Source organism: Pseudomonas sp. NPDC087615 (genome assembly GCF_044743445.1).
Lineage (GTDB): Bacteria > Pseudomonadota > Gammaproteobacteria > Pseudomonadales > Pseudomonadaceae > Aquipseudomonas > Aquipseudomonas baetica_A.
On sequence record NZ_JBIUWM010000040.1, the window covers coordinates 1 to 15451 of the forward strand.

Here is a 15451-nt window from a genome sequence, read left to right on the forward strand (position 1 = left end):
ACCAAACTCTTTTCTCTAAAACAACCACCCCACCTCGAGCTGGAACTTAACAAGTGGATCCGTCAGTACGTGGCCGACCAGGAAAACCCGAGCGCCGAAGTGCGTGGCCGTCGTCCGCTGCGCGCTGCGCAAGTGATCGTCAGCGACGTTGAAGGCGAGCCGGGCTGGTACCGCGTGAGCTTGAACGTGCGTCCGCACTTCAAGTACATGGGTGCCGATTTCACCCTGTCGCTGGTTGGCAAGCTGGACAAAGAGTAAGAGCGACTCATGGACGGATACGGCAGCCTTTTCGAACGCCTCAACGGCGATGCGCAACTACGCAAGGGCAACAGCCTTGAGGCTTGTGCCATGGCGTCAGTGGCTGCCCATCTGGCCAAAATGCTCAGCACCCGGGCCGGCAGCGTGCAAACGCTGTCCGACTACGGGTTGCCCGATCTCAATGACATGCGCCTGAGCCTGCACGACTCCCTGAGTCAGGCCCGCCTGGCCATCGAAAGCTTCATCGAAGCCTACGAGCCGCGCCTGAGCAACGTGCGTGTCATTTCCCTGCCGCGTGACCACGACCAGCTTCGCCTGGCCTTCAGCATCGAAGGCCTGCTGGAAGTTGAAGGGTTCAAGCGACAGGTCAGTTTTTCCGCGCGCCTGGATGGCAGCGGTCAAGTCAAGGTCACCTAAGGAGATCCCCGATGTCTGGCAAACCCGCAGCACGCGTATCCGACCCCACCGCTTGCCCGCTCCCCGGCCACGGCACCAACCCGATCGCCGCCGGTTCCGGTGACGTGTTCTTCGACGGCCTCGCGGCCGCCCGCCAAGGCGATGCGTCGGCGTGTGGTGGTGCGATGTCGGGCGGTTTGGCGACCACTGTGTTGATCAACGGCAAACCTGCCGCGACGGTTGATTCGGTGGGTACGCATGGCAACAAAGTCACGGCGGGTTCCGGGACGGTGATTATTGGCAATTCGCATTCGCCGGCGCCGTTTGTGCCGCCGTTGCCGGTGGAGATTCGGTGGCCGTTCACCCAGCACTATGTTGTGCAAGACACTAAGACGGGGGCGCCTGTAGTGGGGCGCGCCTATACACTTAGAACTCAATCAGGAAAAGAAATAACCGGCGTTACTGATGCATCGGGAAAAACCGCAGTAATCGGCTCGGCCATTGCCGAAAGTGTCGAGTTGTTGTTCGATGATGAAATCTCCGTGTCAATTTCCTGAGGCGTTTATGACAAATCCTTCGGCAGAGCTTTTGACTCAAGCCAAAGACAAAGAAGGCAAGAAAGTATCGGCCAAAACCTTCCCGATATCATCTATTCCTGATGTTATGGATAGAATGGGGTGGAAAGTTGCGGCACGTGTGATGCGCCAGTGGTTTGACGGCGAGGCATTCGAGCTGTCTCAGCAACATAAGCAAGGTAAGTTACCTGCCAGCACACTCGATAAAAAAAATCTCATCACGGACATTCCGTTTGACTGGTTGTTCACAGCATCGGATCGCGTAAAACCAAAAGTTGATCAGTTTTTAAGTGAATTAGCGGCATCGACTGAGTTTAATAGCAGCGTTGGGAAGTCCAAGGGCATGCTTGACCAACTATCGAATGGCTTGGTCGTCATGATGACGCGGCTTAAACGCCTTGGCCTACTGGATGTGAATGCTGGGAAACTCAAAGATGCATTTTGCGACTTCAGTGATAAGACAGCGATAGAACTAGAGGAGTTGTCCCAATTCAATTTGATTCGTGTCGGGTCCACGACTCAAGAAAAAGCACTCGATGCGTTGGATGACGTCTACGGTGCGTTTGGGAATTTTTTGGTAAAGGTGGCCGCCACCAGGTTCAAAACGATTGTCGATGACAATGGGTTTCAAGCGATCGAAATCATGGAGTTAGGTTTTTATGGAAGGGATACCTACGACTTTCTGAATGATGATGGTGATCAGCTATTAGGTTATTGGGCTGATGAGGGTGTCCTGCGTCCAAACGTTTACGATTACTTTGTAGGAAAGCCTGCAGTGATCAAAAGCGAAGGTGTCGATTATTGTCGGATTACCAACGATCACTTCAATGAGTTTCGCAAGAAGTATAAAAAAGGCGGGGACATGATCAGTTATACAACGGTTAAATTGTATGAGACGTCTTTTATTGTGCATTTGGGGCCTCTTGATTTCGAAGAATACAAATTCCGCTCGGGGTCAAAGTGATCGTGAGTAAGAAATCATTGTCGTTATGGGTTCTGCTTGCATTATCTGGGGGGGCGATAGCTGCTTGGCTCTACCTGAAAACTGAAGCTGCCGATCTGGCGACACTTTATTCCACGACATGGAATGAGCCAGAAACTTGTTATATCAACTCATATATTCCCCAATATTCGATGTTGGGTACCCCGGGTGCAATCGCAAAGATCTTCACAAGCGAAGCTTTCTTCAGGGTTTATAGTAAGGATGGAAAACTTTTGAGGTCGTCGGAATGGCTACTTTGGAAGAATGAATTTACGACGGACGAGCAATCTCGATGGGTGGGTGGTCGCGCAATTTACCCGACAGTATCAGGTTATGACGGCTGGATTATTCCAGAGTGCCGATAGGATCTCAGTTATGCAGGGGCACTTGGGTCGGGGATATGAAACCAACATGAACACCTACGTTCGCGTTGCCATGTGCCTGGCTTTCCATGCGGCTGGATGCGTTGCGTACGTTTTCCTGAACGACGCAGTGGTCGTTGCCTACAAAGCGTTCAACGGCGGCTTCACCACCCGTGGCGTGGGCATCGGTATCGCTCATTACATGTTTATTTATATTTTTTTCGCGGTGAACGCATTGGCCGCAGTTATCCCGAAATTATGGGCCAAGCTCGGTTTACTTGCGCTGATGGTTGCCTGGATTTTGTTCATGATGGCGCCCGACAACCCGTTGCGTGCGCTGTTCTACACCGTGGCCCAAGGCGGCGTCACGTTGTTGGCGATTTTGGTCACGCAAGTCATTGAGCTGCGCTGGGAAAAACGCGCGCTGATGCGGCAGACGTTGTCTGCGGGTCCTGTGCAGGAGGCGGTCGCATGAACCGCTCAAGTCGCCTCGGAATGATTTGGCTACAGCGCTTCGTAATGGCGATGGGCGCGCTCGCCTGTGTGCTCTATCTCGTGCTCAATAATTCTGTCACGCAGATGCTTTCCAACGCCTTGATGTTGCTCATGGACCGCGCCAATTTCATCCCGGCGGAGTCATCCATCTGGACCTTCGAACCATACGAAATCAATCAAGGCTCCTCATCCTACTGGCTCTATGGTGAGGATCGGGTCAACTTTTACTACTTTGCCTACACCCCCGAAAACGCTTACCGAGTGATCGCCAAAAGCAATCAATGTGCGGGCTTCGACAAGCGTGATGTGCGCACATGGTGCACGCCATGATGACGTGGCTGCGGGTCTGGAAATGGCTAAATCACCTGCTGAGCCTGATCGGTGCGTTGGCCGTCATCGTGGTCGTGGTGTTCTGGGTCGGGTCGATTCGCAGCAAAGTTGAGCGGGTATTGCCCGAGTATCCCGATGCGGTGTGGCGCGGTGCGGAGGATGGTGGCGACTTCATCGAGATTACCCGGTCGGCGCCGCCGGACTATTTCGTTGAGGTTCGCTCAGAAGGCGGCAGTCTCGTCAGAGAAGGCTGGGTGCGCTTCGCCACCCACGATGGCAAACCGTTGACGATGAACCGTGTCAGCGCTTCCGACGGTGAATACCTCTTCATCGATTCGTACGTGCCGATCACCGCAAGCAAGAGAGGGCAGACTCAGTGAAATTTCGCTCTTGCCAGACAGTGGTGCTGTCGGTTTGCCGAGCTGAGGATGGCGGCTCGCCAATGATCGACGCAGCGGACGAGATGCCCAAGCTCAGTCGCGCTCAACTGAGCTTCTTCATGCTCGCCTTGTGGTGGCCATTGTTGGTGGTGCTCGCGATTTCTTCCTACGACCTGTGGAGTGGCTTGTACACGACGCACGATTCATCCCATACCTATTGGGAATTCCTCTTGTGGTGGGGTATTCCCGGGCTTTTGGGGTTTGCGTTCTGGATGTCTCGATCCGCGAAAAGCAGAACCGAACAACAAGCGCTGCGGATGGTCTGGTGGGCGCCCGTGAAGTTCATCCCCTTTTACATCGTGCCATGGGTGATTTATGGCGTGTGCTGTTTGATCGCTGGGCAGTCTCAAGACGCCTATATGGCTTTCGGCCTGATCATGATTGTGCCTTACCTACTCATCGGCGGTTACGTGTGTGCCGCAGCAACGGTCGCGCTCTACAGGATATTTTTTTGATGAGTTCCACTACCAGGCAGGTAACCCGTGTCCTTTAACCACTACTACCAAAGCGAACTCACCGCACTGCGCCAACTCGGTCGCCGTTTCGCCGAGCGTAGTCCGGCGCTGGCTCCGTATCTGGGGCAGGCCGGGCGGGATCCGGACGTGGAGCGGTTGCTCGAAGGCTTTGCGTTCCTGACCGGACGCTTGCGCCAGAAGCTCGATGACGAGCTGCCGGAGCTCAGCCATTCGCTGATGCAATTGCTGTGGCCGAACTACATGCGCCCGCTACCGGCATTCAGCATTTTGCAGTTCGATCCGCTCAAGCGTTCCGGGCCTGCGTTGCGCGTCGAACGTGATACGCCGATTGAAAGCAAACCGATCGAAGACGTGCGTTGCCGCTTCCGCACCTGCTACCCGACCGAAGTCTTGCCACTGGATCTGGCCGCACTGAATTACTCGGTAAAGGGCGACGGTTCGTTGCTCAGCCTGCGTCTGGAAATGAGCGCCGACGGCCATCTCGGCGAGTTGGAGCTGAGCAAACTGCGTCTGCACTTTGCCGGCGAGCGCTACATCAGCCAGATGCTGTACCTGAGTCTGCTGCGCAACCTCGAAGGCATTGAGCTGATCCCGCTCGACGGTGCCGGCAAGCCAATCGATGGCGTGGCGGGCAAGCCGATGGCGTTCAAGATTCCCGGTGACCGGGTCAAACCGGTGGGCTTTGCCGAAGAAGAAGCGTTGATTCCGTATCCGCTGAACACCTTCCGTGGCTATCGCTACCTGCAGGAGTACTTCGCCTTCCAGGACAAGTTCCTGTTCGTCGACGTCAACGGTCTGGACATCCTCAAGGCGCTGCCGGAAGACACCCTCAAGCAAATGCGCGGGCTGGAGTTGCGTTTCGATATCCGCAAGAGCGGGATCATGCGCATGCGTCCGACGCTGGATAACGTGAAGCTGTTCTGCACGCCGATCGTCAACCTGTTCGAACACGACGCGCTGCCGATTCGCCTCGACGGCAAGCAGGATGAATACCTGCTGCTGCCGGCGGAATACGATCTGGAAAACTGCGGCGTGTTCTCGGTGGAAACCGTCACTGGATGGAAGCCTGGCGGCCTCGGTTATCAGGAATACGTGCCGTTCGAATCCTTCGAGCACGACCCGAGTTTCGACGTGCCCAACAGCCGCCCGCATTACAGCATCCGCCAGCGCTCGTCGCTGCTGCACGACGGCCTCGACACCTACCTGAGCTTCGGCATCCGCCACACCGAGGCCCACGAAACGCTGTCGATCGAGCTGATGTGCACCAACCAGAACCTGCCGAAGAAGCTCAAGCTCGGCGACATCTGCATGGCTTGCGAGGAGACGCCGGAGTTCTTGAGTTTCCGCAACATCACCCCGGCCACCTCGAGTTTCGCGCCGCCGCTGAACCGTGACTTCCTGTGGAAGCTGATCAGCAACATGTCGCTTAACTATCTGTCGCTGGCCGACGTCAATGCGTTGAAGGTGATTCTGGAAACCTACGACCTGCCGCGCTACTACGACCAGCACGCAGAGAAGGTCAGCAAGCGCCTGCTCGGTGGTCTCAAGCACATCAAGCACCACCACGTCGATCGGCTGCACCGCGGCCTGCCGGTGCGCGGATTGCGCACCGAACTGACCATCGACCCGGAAGGGTATATCGGTGAAGGCGACCTGTTCGTTTTCGCCTCCGTTCTTAACGAGTTTTTCGCGCTTTACGCCAGTCTCAATTCATTCCATGAACTGCGGGTAAAAAGCACACAGGGAGAGGTGTACCAATGGACACCACGTATGGGTCTGCAACCCCTGCTTTAAGCGGGTTGACCCGGGTAATACGCGAATACTCGCTGTTTCAGGCCGTGCTGCTGGTGATCGACCGACTGCGCGATGCACACCCGCACCTGAGCGAAGACGATTTGTACGATCAGGTGGAATTCCAGGCCAACCCGAGCCTCGGATTCCCGCGCAGCGATGTCGATCGCGTGGAGTTTTTCGAAGAGCACGGGCAGATGCGCGCGCGCGTACGTTTCAACCTGATCGGCCTGGTCGGCTCCGGTTCGCCGCTGCCGGCGTTCTACGGCGAACAGGCCCTGGGCGACAGCGAAGACGGCAACCCGACACGCAACTTCCTCGATCTGTTCCACCATCGCCTGCAACGGCTGATGCTGCCGATCTGGCGCAAGTACCGCTACCGCGCGAGTTTCCAGAGCGGCGCGATCGACCCGTTCTCGTCGCAGTTGTTTGCGTTGATCGGTCTGGGCGGCGAAGAAATCCGCAAAGCCAAGGAACTCAACTGGAAACGCCTGCTGCCTTACCTTGGCCTGCTCAGCTTGCGGGCGCACTCGGCGGCACTGATCGAAGCCGTGCTGCGTTACTACTTCAAGCACGAAGACCTGGTCATCGAGCAGTGCATCGAACGCCGCGTGGAAATTCTCGAAGAGCAGCGCAACCGTCTGGGGCGCGCCAACAGCATGCTCGGCGAAGACCTGGTGCTCGGCGAACACGTACGCGACCGCAGCGGCAAATTCCGCATTCACATCACCCAACTCGATTGGCAGCGATTCCATGAATTCCTGCCGATCGGTTTCGGTTACCAGCCGCTCTGCGCGCTGGTGCGGTTCACCCTGCGTGACCCGCTCGATTACGACATTCGCCTGGTTTTGCGCCAGGAAGAAATCCGCGAACTGCGCATCGGTGAGCAGAACGCCTGTCGCCTCGGTTGGACCAGTTGGCTGGGCCGCGAGAAAGCGGACGGCGTGGTGACCCTGGGCAGCAAAATTCATTAAGGACGTGAGCCATGATCAACGTAGACCTGCAACAACTCATCCAGGCGCTGGACGCCGAAACCCGTCGTGATCTGGAGCGTTCGGCCGAGCGTTGCGTCGCCCGTGGCGGCAGCAAGATCCTCGTCGAAGACTTGATGCTCGGCCTGCTGGAACGTCCGAACGGGTTGCTCGCCCGCGCGTTGCAAGACGCGGATGTCGATGCCGGTGAGCTCAGCGCCGCGCTGCAATCGCGTGTTGAACACAGCGCTTCGCGCAACCCGGTGTTTGCTCCGGAACTGGTGCAATGGCTGCAAGACGCCTTGCTCGTGGCCAACCTCGAACTGGGCCAGACCCAGGTCGAAGACGCCGCGCTGATCCTCGCGCTGCTGCGCAACCCGATGCGTTATGCCGGCAGCCGTTATCAGCCGCTGCTCGCCAAATTGAACATCGATCGCCTGAAAGAATTTGCCCTGTCGCAACAGGAGCAACCGGCGGCCAACGGCAAACCGGCCGCTCAGGGCGAATCGCTGTTGCAGCGCTTTACCCACAACCTGACCCAACAGGCCCGCGACGGCAAACTCGACCCGGTACTGTGCCGTGACGGCGCGATCCGTCAGATGGTCGACATCCTCGCCCGTCGCCGCAAGAACAACCCGATCGTCGTTGGTGAGGCCGGTGTCGGTAAAACCGCTATTGTCGAAGGCCTGGCCTCGCGCATTGCTGCCGGTGAAGTGCCGCAAGTGCTCAAAGGCGTTGAGCTGCTGTCGCTGGACATGGGCCTGTTGCAGGCCGGCGCCAGCGTCAAAGGTGAGTTCGAGCGTCGCCTCAAAGGCGTGATCGACGAGGTCAAAGCCTCGCCGAAGCCAATCATTCTGTTCATCGACGAAGCCCACACGCTGATCGGCGCCGGCGGCAATGCCGGCGGTTCCGACGCGGCCAACCTGTTGAAACCGGCGCTGGCGCGTGGCGAGTTGCGCACCATCGCCGCGACCACTTGGGCCGAGTACAAGAAATACTTCGAGAAAGACCCGGCGCTGGCCCGTCGTTTCCAGCCGGTGCAACTGCACGAACCGACCGTCAGCGAAGCGGTGACCATCCTTCGTGGTCTGGCTCAGGTCTACGAGAAGAGCCACGGCATTTATCTGCGTGATGACGCGGTGGTGTCTGCTGCTGAGTTGTCCGCGCGTTATCTGGCCGGTCGGCAACTGCCGGACAAAGCCGTCGATGTTCTCGACACCGCTTGCGCCCGCGTGCGCATCAGCCTCGCGGCCGCCCCGGAAAGCCTTGAGCGCCTGCGTGGCGAACTGGCTGAAGGTGGCCGTCAGCGCCAGGCCCTGCGTCGCGACGCCGAGGCCGGTCTGCTGATCGACCACGAAGCGCTGGAGGCACTGGAAGCGCGGCTGGACGAAGCCGAAAACGAAATGGTTGCACTGGAAGCCCTGTGGACTGAACAGAAGCAACTGGCCGAACGCCTGCTGGAACTGCGTCAGCAACTGGCCAAGGCCCGTGAAGCCGCAGCCGTCGAGCCGACCGTCAACATCGAAGAAGACGCCGAAGGCACCGTGATTGAAACCCTCGCCGCTGAAGTCGAGGAAGGTCAAAGCGTCGAAGCGCTGGAAGCCCAGCTCAACGAAACCCACAGCGCATTGACCGCCGCTCAGGTCAAAGAGCGTCTGGTCAGCTTCGAAGTCTGCCCGCGTCTGGTGGCTGAAGTGATCAGCGCCTGGACCGGCGTACCTTTGGCGCAACTGGCCCGTGAGCACAACGCCAAAGTCGCCAGTTTCGCCACCGACCTGCGCACGCGCATCCGGGGTCAGGAACAAGCCGTCCACGCACTGGATCGCTCGATGCGTGCCACCGCGGCTGGCCTGAACAAACCGGATGCACCGGTCGGCGTGTTCCTGCTGGTCGGCCCGAGCGGCGTCGGCAAAACCGAAACCGCGCTGGCCCTCGCCGACCTGTTGTACGGCGGTGATCGGTTTATCACCACCATCAACATGTCCGAGTTCCAGGAGAAACACACCGTTTCGCGCCTGATCGGTGCGCCACCGGGCTACGTCGGTTACGGCGAAGGCGGCATGCTCACCGAGGCCGTGCGCCAGAAGCCGTACTCGGTGGTGCTGCTCGATGAAGTCGAAAAGGCTGACCCGGACGTACTCAACCTGTTCTACCAAATCTTCGACAAAGGCGTGGCCAATGACGGCGAAGGGCGCGAGATCGACTTCCGTAACACGCTGATCCTGATGACGTCGAACCTGGGCAGCGACCGTATCAGCGACCTCTGCGAAGACGGCGCGCGGCCAACCGCCGAGCAGCTCGAAGAAACCATTCGCCCGGTACTCAGCAAGCACTTCAAACCGGCGCTGCTGGCACGGATGAAAGTGGTGCCGTACTACCCGGTCGGCGGTCCGGTGCTGCGCGAGCTGATCGAGATCAAACTCGGTCGTCTCGGCGAGCGCCTCAACCGTCGTCAACTGGATTTCAGCTGGTGCCAGAACCTCGTCGATCACCTGTCCGAGCGCTGCACTCAAAGCGACAGCGGCGCGCGTCTGATCGACCACTTGCTTGATCAGCACGTCCTGCCGTTGGTGGCGGATCGTCTGCTCGATGCGATGGCCACCGGTGAAAGCCTCAAGCGTGTGCATGCCACGCTCGACGGCGACGCCAGCGTGACGTGCGAGTTTGCCTGAGGTGGGCGTGATGTTCACTCAAGTGCCGCAGCCGCTGGTCTATGCCGAAGCGTTGCTGGCGCAGTTCGCCAGCCTTTCGCGGGCGGCGGACGGTGCTGCGCTATTGAGTGACTTTGTGCGTGGGCTGGCCGGGCTGAGTGGTTGCGAACTGACGCAACTGTATCTGCTCGACGCCACCCACACCTGCCTGGGCATGAACGCCGAATACCTCGACGGCGCGCTGCAACCGCGTCAAGCGGCGAGCCTGCCGGCGGACTACAACGGTGAGCAACTGCTGCAATTTGCGCTGTGCCAGAACCGCGTGGTGTGCCTCGACGATTTGAGCGCCAGCCTGCACGAAACCAGTTTTCTGCCGGCCGTGGCAGCGCCGTGGCAGTCGCTGCTGTGCGTGCCGCTGGTCAACCAGCACAAGGCTGTCGAAGGCTTGCTGTTGTGTGCCAGCCGCCATCGCACCGACCTGCAAGGCTTTGCCGACTCACTCGGCCAACTCGGCTCGTTCGTACTCGGCCAATTGCACTTGCTGCAACGCCTGCGTCAACCTCAGGACGTCTCGGCTCCGGTGTTGCGCAGTGTGCCGAGCATCAGTGGTTATGGGCTGATCGGCAAAAGCGCGGCGATGCGCCAGACCTACTCGTTGATCAGCAAAGTCCTGCACAGCCCTTACACGGTGCTGCTGCGCGGCGAAACCGGCACCGGCAAGGAAGTGGTTGCGCGAGCGATTCACGATTGTGGCCCGCGCCGTTCGCAAGCGTTCATTGTGCAGAACTGCGCGGCATTCCCGGAGAACCTGCTGGAAAGCGAGCTGTTCGGCTATCGCAAAGGTGCATTCACCGGTGCCGATCGCGACCGCGCCGGGCTGTTCGACGCCGCCAATGGCGGCACGCTGTTGCTCGACGAAATCGGCGACATGCCGCTGTCGTTGCAGGCGAAAATCCTGCGCGTGTTGCAAGAAGGCGAGATTCGTCCGCTGGGCTCCAACGATACGCACAAGATCGACGTGCGCATCATTGCCGCGACTCACCGTGATCTGGCGGTGCTGGTCAGCGAAGGCAAATTCCGCGAAGACTTGTACTACCGCCTCGCGCAATTTCCGATTGTGCTGCCGGCCCTGCGTCAGCGCGAAGGCGACATTCTTGATCTGGCTCGCCATTTTGCCGAGAAGACCTGCTCTTTCTTGCAGCGTGACCCGGTGTGTTGGTCCGAAGAAGCACTTGAACACCTGTGCGGTTACACCTTCCCCGGCAACGTCCGTGAACTCAAGGCCCTGGTCGAGCGTGCGGTACTGCTGTGCGAGGGCGGCGAGTTGCTGGCCGAGCATTTCTCCCTGCGCATGGAACCCATGTTCGAAGACAACAGCGGCCTGAATCTGCGCGAGCGTATGGAGCAGGTCGAGCGCTCGTTGTTGCTCGATTGCCTGCGCAAAAACGACGGCAACCAGACCCTCGCCGCCCGTGAGTTGGGCCTGCCTCGGCGCACGCTGCTGTACCGCCTCGGGCGCCTGAATATCAATCTTGGAGATTTCGATGGATAGGCCAAGATCATCGATTTCGCCGCAAAAAAACTATTTCAGCGCCGCCCGCAAGGGTCGGCGCTTTGTGCTTTGTCTACCCCTGGAGACCCTCTGATGTCTGTTCGTCACTGGCACGCTGTCCTGCTGACCCTCGTCGTTCTATGCGGCCTTGGCGGCTGTAGCGGCAATTACAAATTCAACGACAATGACTATCGCCCGTTGGGTGATCCGCAAGCGGTCAATCGCGGCAAGTGACCGCAAGGAGCATCAAACATGGAATTGGTTTTCGAAATGCTGAACACCAAGCAGTTCGTGCCCACCGAGTTGTGCCAGAAGACCTTCAAACAGGCTGGCGGCGTCATCGGGCGGGGCGAGGACTGCGACTGGATCATCCCTGACCGCAAGCGTCATCTGTCCAATCATCATGTGATTGTCAGTTACCGTGAGGGCACGTTTTTCCTGACCGACACCAGCAGCAATGGTGTCCAGGATGGCGCAAGCGGCGCACGCCTGCACAAGGGCGAACCGGTCCGCATCGAACACGGCAGCACCTACGTGCTGGGCGACTTCGAGATCCGTGCGCGACTGGTGCGTGACCCGGCGACCTTCGACGGCGAAGTCGGCCGTCCACGCGCCGCTGGCAGCATCATCCCGGACGACGCGTTCCTCGACCTCGACCCGCTCAACGCCCTCGAACAGCAAGAGCGCGTCTATTCGGAAATCGACGAACTGCTGGCGCCCAACACCAAACCTGAAGACTCCCGTCAACGTGCCGACTACGCCCGCATCGACATGGAAAGCCTGATGGTGCCGGAGCTGATCGCCGCGCCCGCCGAACCTGAGCCTGCTCCGGCACCCAAAGCCGTCGAGCGCCAAAGCGAAGGTTTCTGGGAGCATTTCGGCGCCGCGCTGGGTGTGGATCTCAAAGGCGTCAGCCACGACGAACGCGAAGCCCTGGCGCTGAACGCCGCGCGTCTGTTGCGTCAAAGTGTCGGTGGTTTGCAGCAGAGCCTGCGCACCCGTTCGGAGTTGAAAAACGAGCTGCGTCTGGCCCAGACCACCGTGCAAGGCACCAACAAGAACCCGCTGAAATTCGCCGTCGACCCGAGCGAAGCGCTGCAGATTCTGTTGCAGCCAAGCAAGCCTGGGCATTTGCCGGCTGAGCAGGCCATTTCCCGTGCGTTCCGCGATTTGCAGGCGCATCAGGTGGCTTTGCTGACCGCCAGCCGTGCCGCCGTGCGCGGCACGCTGGAACACTTCTCGCCCGAGCAACTGACCCTGCGTTTCGAGCGCGACAACAAACCGTTGATCGCCACGTCGGGCGGGCGCTGGAGAGCGTTCGGCCGTTACCACCAGGCCCTGCGTCAGGACGATGACTGGAGCGAGCGTCTGCTGGCCCGCGACTTCGCCCAGGCCTACGAAGAACAGATCCGCCTGATCTCCACCCTCCACACCGACCACCAAGGATGATGCGCATGTCTCGCCGCTCGACCGCTTTTTTCAAGACGCTGACTGCGCTCACCGTGCTGGTGCTGCTCGCCGGTTGCTCGTCGCTGTCGCCGTACTCGAAAGTGACCAAGATCAACCTGAAACTGACCGGCAGCGATCAGTTGAACCCTGACCTCAACGGCCGCCCGTCGCCGATCGTGGTGCGTCTGTTCGAACTCAAGCACCCGGTGACCTTCGAGAACGCTGACTTCTTCAGCCTTTACGAGCGTGCCAAAGAATCCCTTAACCCGGATCTGGTGGCCAGCGAAGAACTCGAACTGCGCCCGGGTGAAACCGTGGAAATGAAACTCAGCGTGGAGGAGGGCAGCCGCTATGTGGGCGTTCTCGCCGCCTACCGTGACCTGCCGGAAACCCAGTGGCGCTACACGGTGCAGATCACCCCGCTGGAAATCACCGAGGCGGACCTGACCCTCGACCAGGCCGGTATTCGCAACACCCATCAAGTGCTCGCCAAGGCGGATGACTGAACATGAATACCCATAAAGTCATTTGGCAGGAAGGCATGTTGCTGCGTCCGCAGCACTTCCAGCACAACGATCGCTATTACGATCACCAGATGAAAACCCGCACCCAGTTGCTGGGTGGTTACACCTGGGGTTTCCTCAATCTGGAGATCGACTTGCAGTTCCTCAACATGGGCAAACTGGTGATCAGTGAAGCCTCGGGGATTCTGCCGGACGGCAGCCTGTTCGAACTCGGTGGCAACACCGAACCGCTGGCGCTGGACGTACCGCCAAACACCGGCAACACGCCGATCTACCTGGCGCTGCCACTGGTCACCGGCAACCACATCGAATCGCGCCGTCCGGAGCAATCCGACGTGCTGGCGCGTTACACCGCGTACGACGCCGAAGTCGCTGACTCCAACGCCGGCGACGACTCGGCCAGCCAGGTCAGCTGTGGTCGCCCCGATTTCAAACTGTTGCTCGGCGAGCAACAGAGCGATCAGGCCTACGTGAAGCTGAAGATCTGCGACGTACTCGACACCACGCCCGACGGCGTCATCAGCCTCGATCCGGACTTCGTGCCGACCTACATTCAGGCTCATGCCTCCAGCTACTTGCTGTCGTGCCTGAAAGAAGTCATCAGCATGCTCAGCCACCGTGGCGACACCATTGCCGAGCGGATTCGCTCCAACGGCAAGGTGGGCGGCGCAGAAGTCGGCGACTTCATGATGCTGCAACTGATCAACCGCACCGAACTGTTGCTGCGCCACTATCTGGGGCTGGAGCAGGTGCACCCGGAAGAGTTGTACCGCACGTTGCTGACCATGCTCGGCGATCTGGCGACGTTCTCCGGCGAGAGCAAACGCCCGCGTCTGGACAGCCGCTACTCCCACGCCGACCAGGGCGCGAGCTTTCGCAAACTGATGGACGCGATCCGTCAGGTGCTGTCGATGGTGCTTGAGCAGCACGCCATCGAACTGATCCTGCAAGCGCGGCAGTACGGGATCATCGTGTCGCCGTTGCACGACCACAAACTGCTGGGCTCGGCGTCGTTCGTGCTGGCGGCCAGTGCCAACTGCGACTCCGAAGAACTGCGGCACCGCTTGCCGGCGCACCTCAAGGTTGGTCCGGTGGAGCGTATCCGCCAACTGGTCAACCTGCACCTGCCGGGGATCAAGGTCAAACCTTTGCCCGTCGCCCCACGGCAGATCGCGTTCCACTCGAACAAAACCTACTTCATCCTCGAACTCAGTTCCGAAGATCTGGCACAACTCGAGCGCTCCGGCGGCTTCGCGTTCCATGTGTCCGGCGAATTCGCCGAGCTTGAACTGAAATTCTGGGCCATCAGGAACTGACCGACATGAACACGGAAACGGAATACAGCCAGGACGACAAAACAGTCTTGCTCGACCGTCAGGGCCACGGACCGGCGTCGAGTCCACTGACCGACTTCGCCGCGCCGCCGCGTTTCGAGCAACTGGAAGAACGCATGATCTACGCCGCACGCGTGCGCCCGGCGGAAGCGTTCAACATCAGCCTCAATTCGCTGGTCGCCGCGTCGTCCGAGTTGCTCTCGGAAGTGGTGCGCCTCAAGCACAGCGAAACCCGCGAAGACCTTTATGCGCTCAACGCGCGCCTGACCGCCGGGCTCAAGCTGTTTGAAGTGAGCGCCCTGCACAACGGCGCCGAAAGCAGCCAGGTGATGGCGGCGCGTTACGTGCTCTGCACCGTGGTCGACGAAGCCGTCGTGACCACACCGTGGGGCAACGAAAGCGAGTGGTCGCAGATGAGCCTGCTCAGCAGCTTCCACAACGAAACCTTCGGTGGCGAGAAGTTCTTCCAGCTGCTTGATCGGCTGTCGAAAAACCCGGTCAAACACCTGCCAATGCTGGAGCTGATGTACCTGTGCCTGTCCCTCGGTTTCGAGGGCAAGTACCGCGTACAGGCGCGCGGCATGCTCGAACTTGAAGGCATCCGTGATGCCTTGTACCGGCAGATCCGTCAGTTGCGTGGCGACGTGCCGCGCGAGTTGTCGCCGCATTGGGAAGGCTTGAACGATCAGCGCCGCAACCTGGTGCGCATCGTGCCGGCGTGGATGGTGGTGTTGTTCACTTTCGTCTGTCTGGTGGTGATGTATTCGGGCTTCGCCTGGGTCTTGGGTGAGCAGCGCGACACCGTGCTGCAACCTTACCAGCCGCTTGATCCAGCCGCGGTTCAACCGCAGTCGCAGCCGTAAAC

Annotated in this window: 17 protein-coding genes and 1 pseudogene; all 18 read left to right on the top strand. The window is 59.4% G+C overall.

The genetic code is table 11. The annotated features are described in order from the left end of the window. Nucleotides 1–258: pseudogene (locus ACIOU6_RS19180) on the top strand (type VI secretion system contractile sheath large subunit); the annotation flags it as partial. Nucleotides 259–267: 9 nt separating this feature from the next. Next, on the top strand, nucleotides 268–675 hold the full coding sequence (gene tssE, locus ACIOU6_RS19185) for a type VI secretion system baseplate subunit TssE (RefSeq protein ID WP_339431523.1): 408 nt from the start codon (nucleotides 268–270) through the stop codon (nucleotides 673–675). An 11-nt stretch (nucleotides 676–686) separates the two neighbouring features. Then, nucleotides 687–1211, top strand: a complete 525-nt coding sequence (locus ACIOU6_RS19190; protein ID WP_401138627.1) for a PAAR domain-containing protein — start codon at nucleotides 687–689, stop codon at nucleotides 1209–1211. Between the two features lie 7 nt (nucleotides 1212–1218). Then, nucleotides 1219–2193, top strand: coding sequence for a DUF6402 family protein (locus ACIOU6_RS19195; RefSeq protein ID WP_221734230.1), 975 nt, complete (start codon nucleotides 1219–1221; stop codon nucleotides 2191–2193). 2 nt (nucleotides 2194–2195) lie between these two features. After that, complete coding sequence (locus ACIOU6_RS19200; RefSeq protein WP_401138628.1) at nucleotides 2196–2576, top strand: hypothetical protein; 381 nt, start codon at nucleotides 2196–2198, stop codon at nucleotides 2574–2576. A gap of 46 nt (nucleotides 2577–2622) precedes the next feature. Continuing rightward, nucleotides 2623–3048, top strand: a complete 426-nt coding sequence (locus ACIOU6_RS19205) for a hypothetical protein (RefSeq protein WP_221734229.1) — start codon at nucleotides 2623–2625, stop codon at nucleotides 3046–3048. After that, the gene (locus ACIOU6_RS19210; protein WP_159814439.1) at nucleotides 3045–3398 is read left to right on the top strand and encodes a hypothetical protein; all 354 of its coding nucleotides are present in this window, start codon (nucleotides 3045–3047) and stop codon (nucleotides 3396–3398) included. Before ACIOU6_RS19205 ends, ACIOU6_RS19210 begins: the two co-directional genes overlap by 4 nt. Continuing rightward, on the top strand, nucleotides 3395–3778 hold the full coding sequence (locus tag ACIOU6_RS19215) for a hypothetical protein (protein ID WP_221734228.1): 384 nt from the start codon (nucleotides 3395–3397) through the stop codon (nucleotides 3776–3778). Before ACIOU6_RS19210 ends, ACIOU6_RS19215 begins: the two co-directional genes overlap by 4 nt. A gap of 62 nt (nucleotides 3779–3840) precedes the next feature. After that, a complete protein-coding gene (locus ACIOU6_RS19220) occupies nucleotides 3841–4293 on the top strand; it encodes a hypothetical protein (RefSeq protein WP_128615657.1) in 453 nt (150 codons plus the stop codon). 27 nt (nucleotides 4294–4320) lie between these two features. Then, nucleotides 4321–6108 (top strand): type VI secretion system baseplate subunit TssF, encoded by a 1788-nt coding sequence (tssF, locus tag ACIOU6_RS19225; RefSeq protein WP_401138629.1) that lies wholly within the window; start codon nucleotides 4321–4323, stop codon nucleotides 6106–6108. Beyond that, entirely contained in the window at nucleotides 6072–7079 is a 1008-nt protein-coding gene (tssG, locus tag ACIOU6_RS19230) for a type VI secretion system baseplate subunit TssG (RefSeq protein ID WP_221734226.1), read from the top strand. Before tssF ends, tssG begins: the two co-directional genes overlap by 37 nt. A gap of 11 nt (nucleotides 7080–7090) precedes the next feature. Continuing rightward, nucleotides 7091–9748, top strand: a complete 2658-nt coding sequence (tssH, locus tag ACIOU6_RS19235) for a type VI secretion system ATPase TssH (protein ID WP_339431526.1) — start codon at nucleotides 7091–7093, stop codon at nucleotides 9746–9748. A 10-nt stretch (nucleotides 9749–9758) separates the two neighbouring features. After that, nucleotides 9759–11279 carry a sigma-54-dependent Fis family transcriptional regulator gene (locus ACIOU6_RS19240; RefSeq protein ID WP_221734224.1) on the top strand — a complete coding sequence of 507 codons (1521 nt, stop codon included), beginning with the start codon at nucleotides 9759–9761 and terminating at the stop codon, nucleotides 11277–11279. Between the two features lie 93 nt (nucleotides 11280–11372). Beyond that, on the top strand, nucleotides 11373–11513 hold the full coding sequence (locus ACIOU6_RS19245) for a hypothetical protein (protein WP_003229566.1): 141 nt from the start codon (nucleotides 11373–11375) through the stop codon (nucleotides 11511–11513). Between the two features lie 18 nt (nucleotides 11514–11531). Further along, a complete protein-coding gene (tagH, locus tag ACIOU6_RS19250) occupies nucleotides 11532–12728 on the top strand; it encodes a type VI secretion system-associated FHA domain protein TagH (protein ID WP_221734223.1) in 1197 nt (398 codons plus the stop codon). A gap of 5 nt (nucleotides 12729–12733) precedes the next feature. Then, complete coding sequence (gene tssJ / locus ACIOU6_RS19255) at nucleotides 12734–13234, top strand: type VI secretion system lipoprotein TssJ (protein WP_221734222.1); 501 nt, start codon at nucleotides 12734–12736, stop codon at nucleotides 13232–13234. Nucleotides 13235–13236: 2 nt separating this feature from the next. Further along, entirely contained in the window at nucleotides 13237–14568 is a 1332-nt protein-coding gene (gene tssK / locus ACIOU6_RS19260; protein ID WP_221734221.1) for a type VI secretion system baseplate subunit TssK, read from the top strand. A 5-nt stretch (nucleotides 14569–14573) separates the two neighbouring features. Beyond that, entirely contained in the window at nucleotides 14574–15449 is an 876-nt protein-coding gene (gene icmH, locus ACIOU6_RS19265) for a type IVB secretion system protein IcmH/DotU (RefSeq protein ID WP_221734220.1), read from the top strand. The last annotated feature ends 2 nt before the right edge of the window (nucleotides 15450–15451 follow it).

Coding starts and splice junctions, on each gene's coding strand:
- tssE (WP_339431523.1), top strand. CDS start 268: ATGGACGGATACGGCAGCCTTTTCGAACGCCTCAACGGCGATGCGCAA.
- ACIOU6_RS19190 (WP_401138627.1), top strand. CDS start 687: ATGTCTGGCAAACCCGCAGCACGCGTATCCGACCCCACCGCTTGCCCG.
- ACIOU6_RS19195 (WP_221734230.1), top strand. CDS start 1,219: ATGACAAATCCTTCGGCAGAGCTTTTGACTCAAGCCAAAGACAAAGAA.
- ACIOU6_RS19205 (WP_221734229.1), top strand. CDS start 2,623: ATGAACACCTACGTTCGCGTTGCCATGTGCCTGGCTTTCCATGCGGCT.
- ACIOU6_RS19210 (WP_159814439.1), top strand. CDS start 3,045: ATGAACCGCTCAAGTCGCCTCGGAATGATTTGGCTACAGCGCTTCGTA.
- ACIOU6_RS19215 (WP_221734228.1), top strand. CDS start 3,395: ATGATGACGTGGCTGCGGGTCTGGAAATGGCTAAATCACCTGCTGAGC.
- ACIOU6_RS19220 (WP_128615657.1), top strand. CDS start 3,841: ATGATCGACGCAGCGGACGAGATGCCCAAGCTCAGTCGCGCTCAACTG.
- tssG (WP_221734226.1), top strand. CDS start 6,072: ATGGACACCACGTATGGGTCTGCAACCCCTGCTTTAAGCGGGTTGACC.
- tssH (WP_339431526.1), top strand. CDS start 7,091: ATGATCAACGTAGACCTGCAACAACTCATCCAGGCGCTGGACGCCGAA.
- ACIOU6_RS19240 (WP_221734224.1), top strand. CDS start 9,759: ATGTTCACTCAAGTGCCGCAGCCGCTGGTCTATGCCGAAGCGTTGCTG.
- ACIOU6_RS19245 (WP_003229566.1), top strand. CDS start 11,373: ATGTCTGTTCGTCACTGGCACGCTGTCCTGCTGACCCTCGTCGTTCTA.
- tagH (WP_221734223.1), top strand. CDS start 11,532: ATGGAATTGGTTTTCGAAATGCTGAACACCAAGCAGTTCGTGCCCACC.
- tssJ (WP_221734222.1), top strand. CDS start 12,734: ATGTCTCGCCGCTCGACCGCTTTTTTCAAGACGCTGACTGCGCTCACC.
- tssK (WP_221734221.1), top strand. CDS start 13,237: ATGAATACCCATAAAGTCATTTGGCAGGAAGGCATGTTGCTGCGTCCG.
- icmH (WP_221734220.1), top strand. CDS start 14,574: ATGAACACGGAAACGGAATACAGCCAGGACGACAAAACAGTCTTGCTC.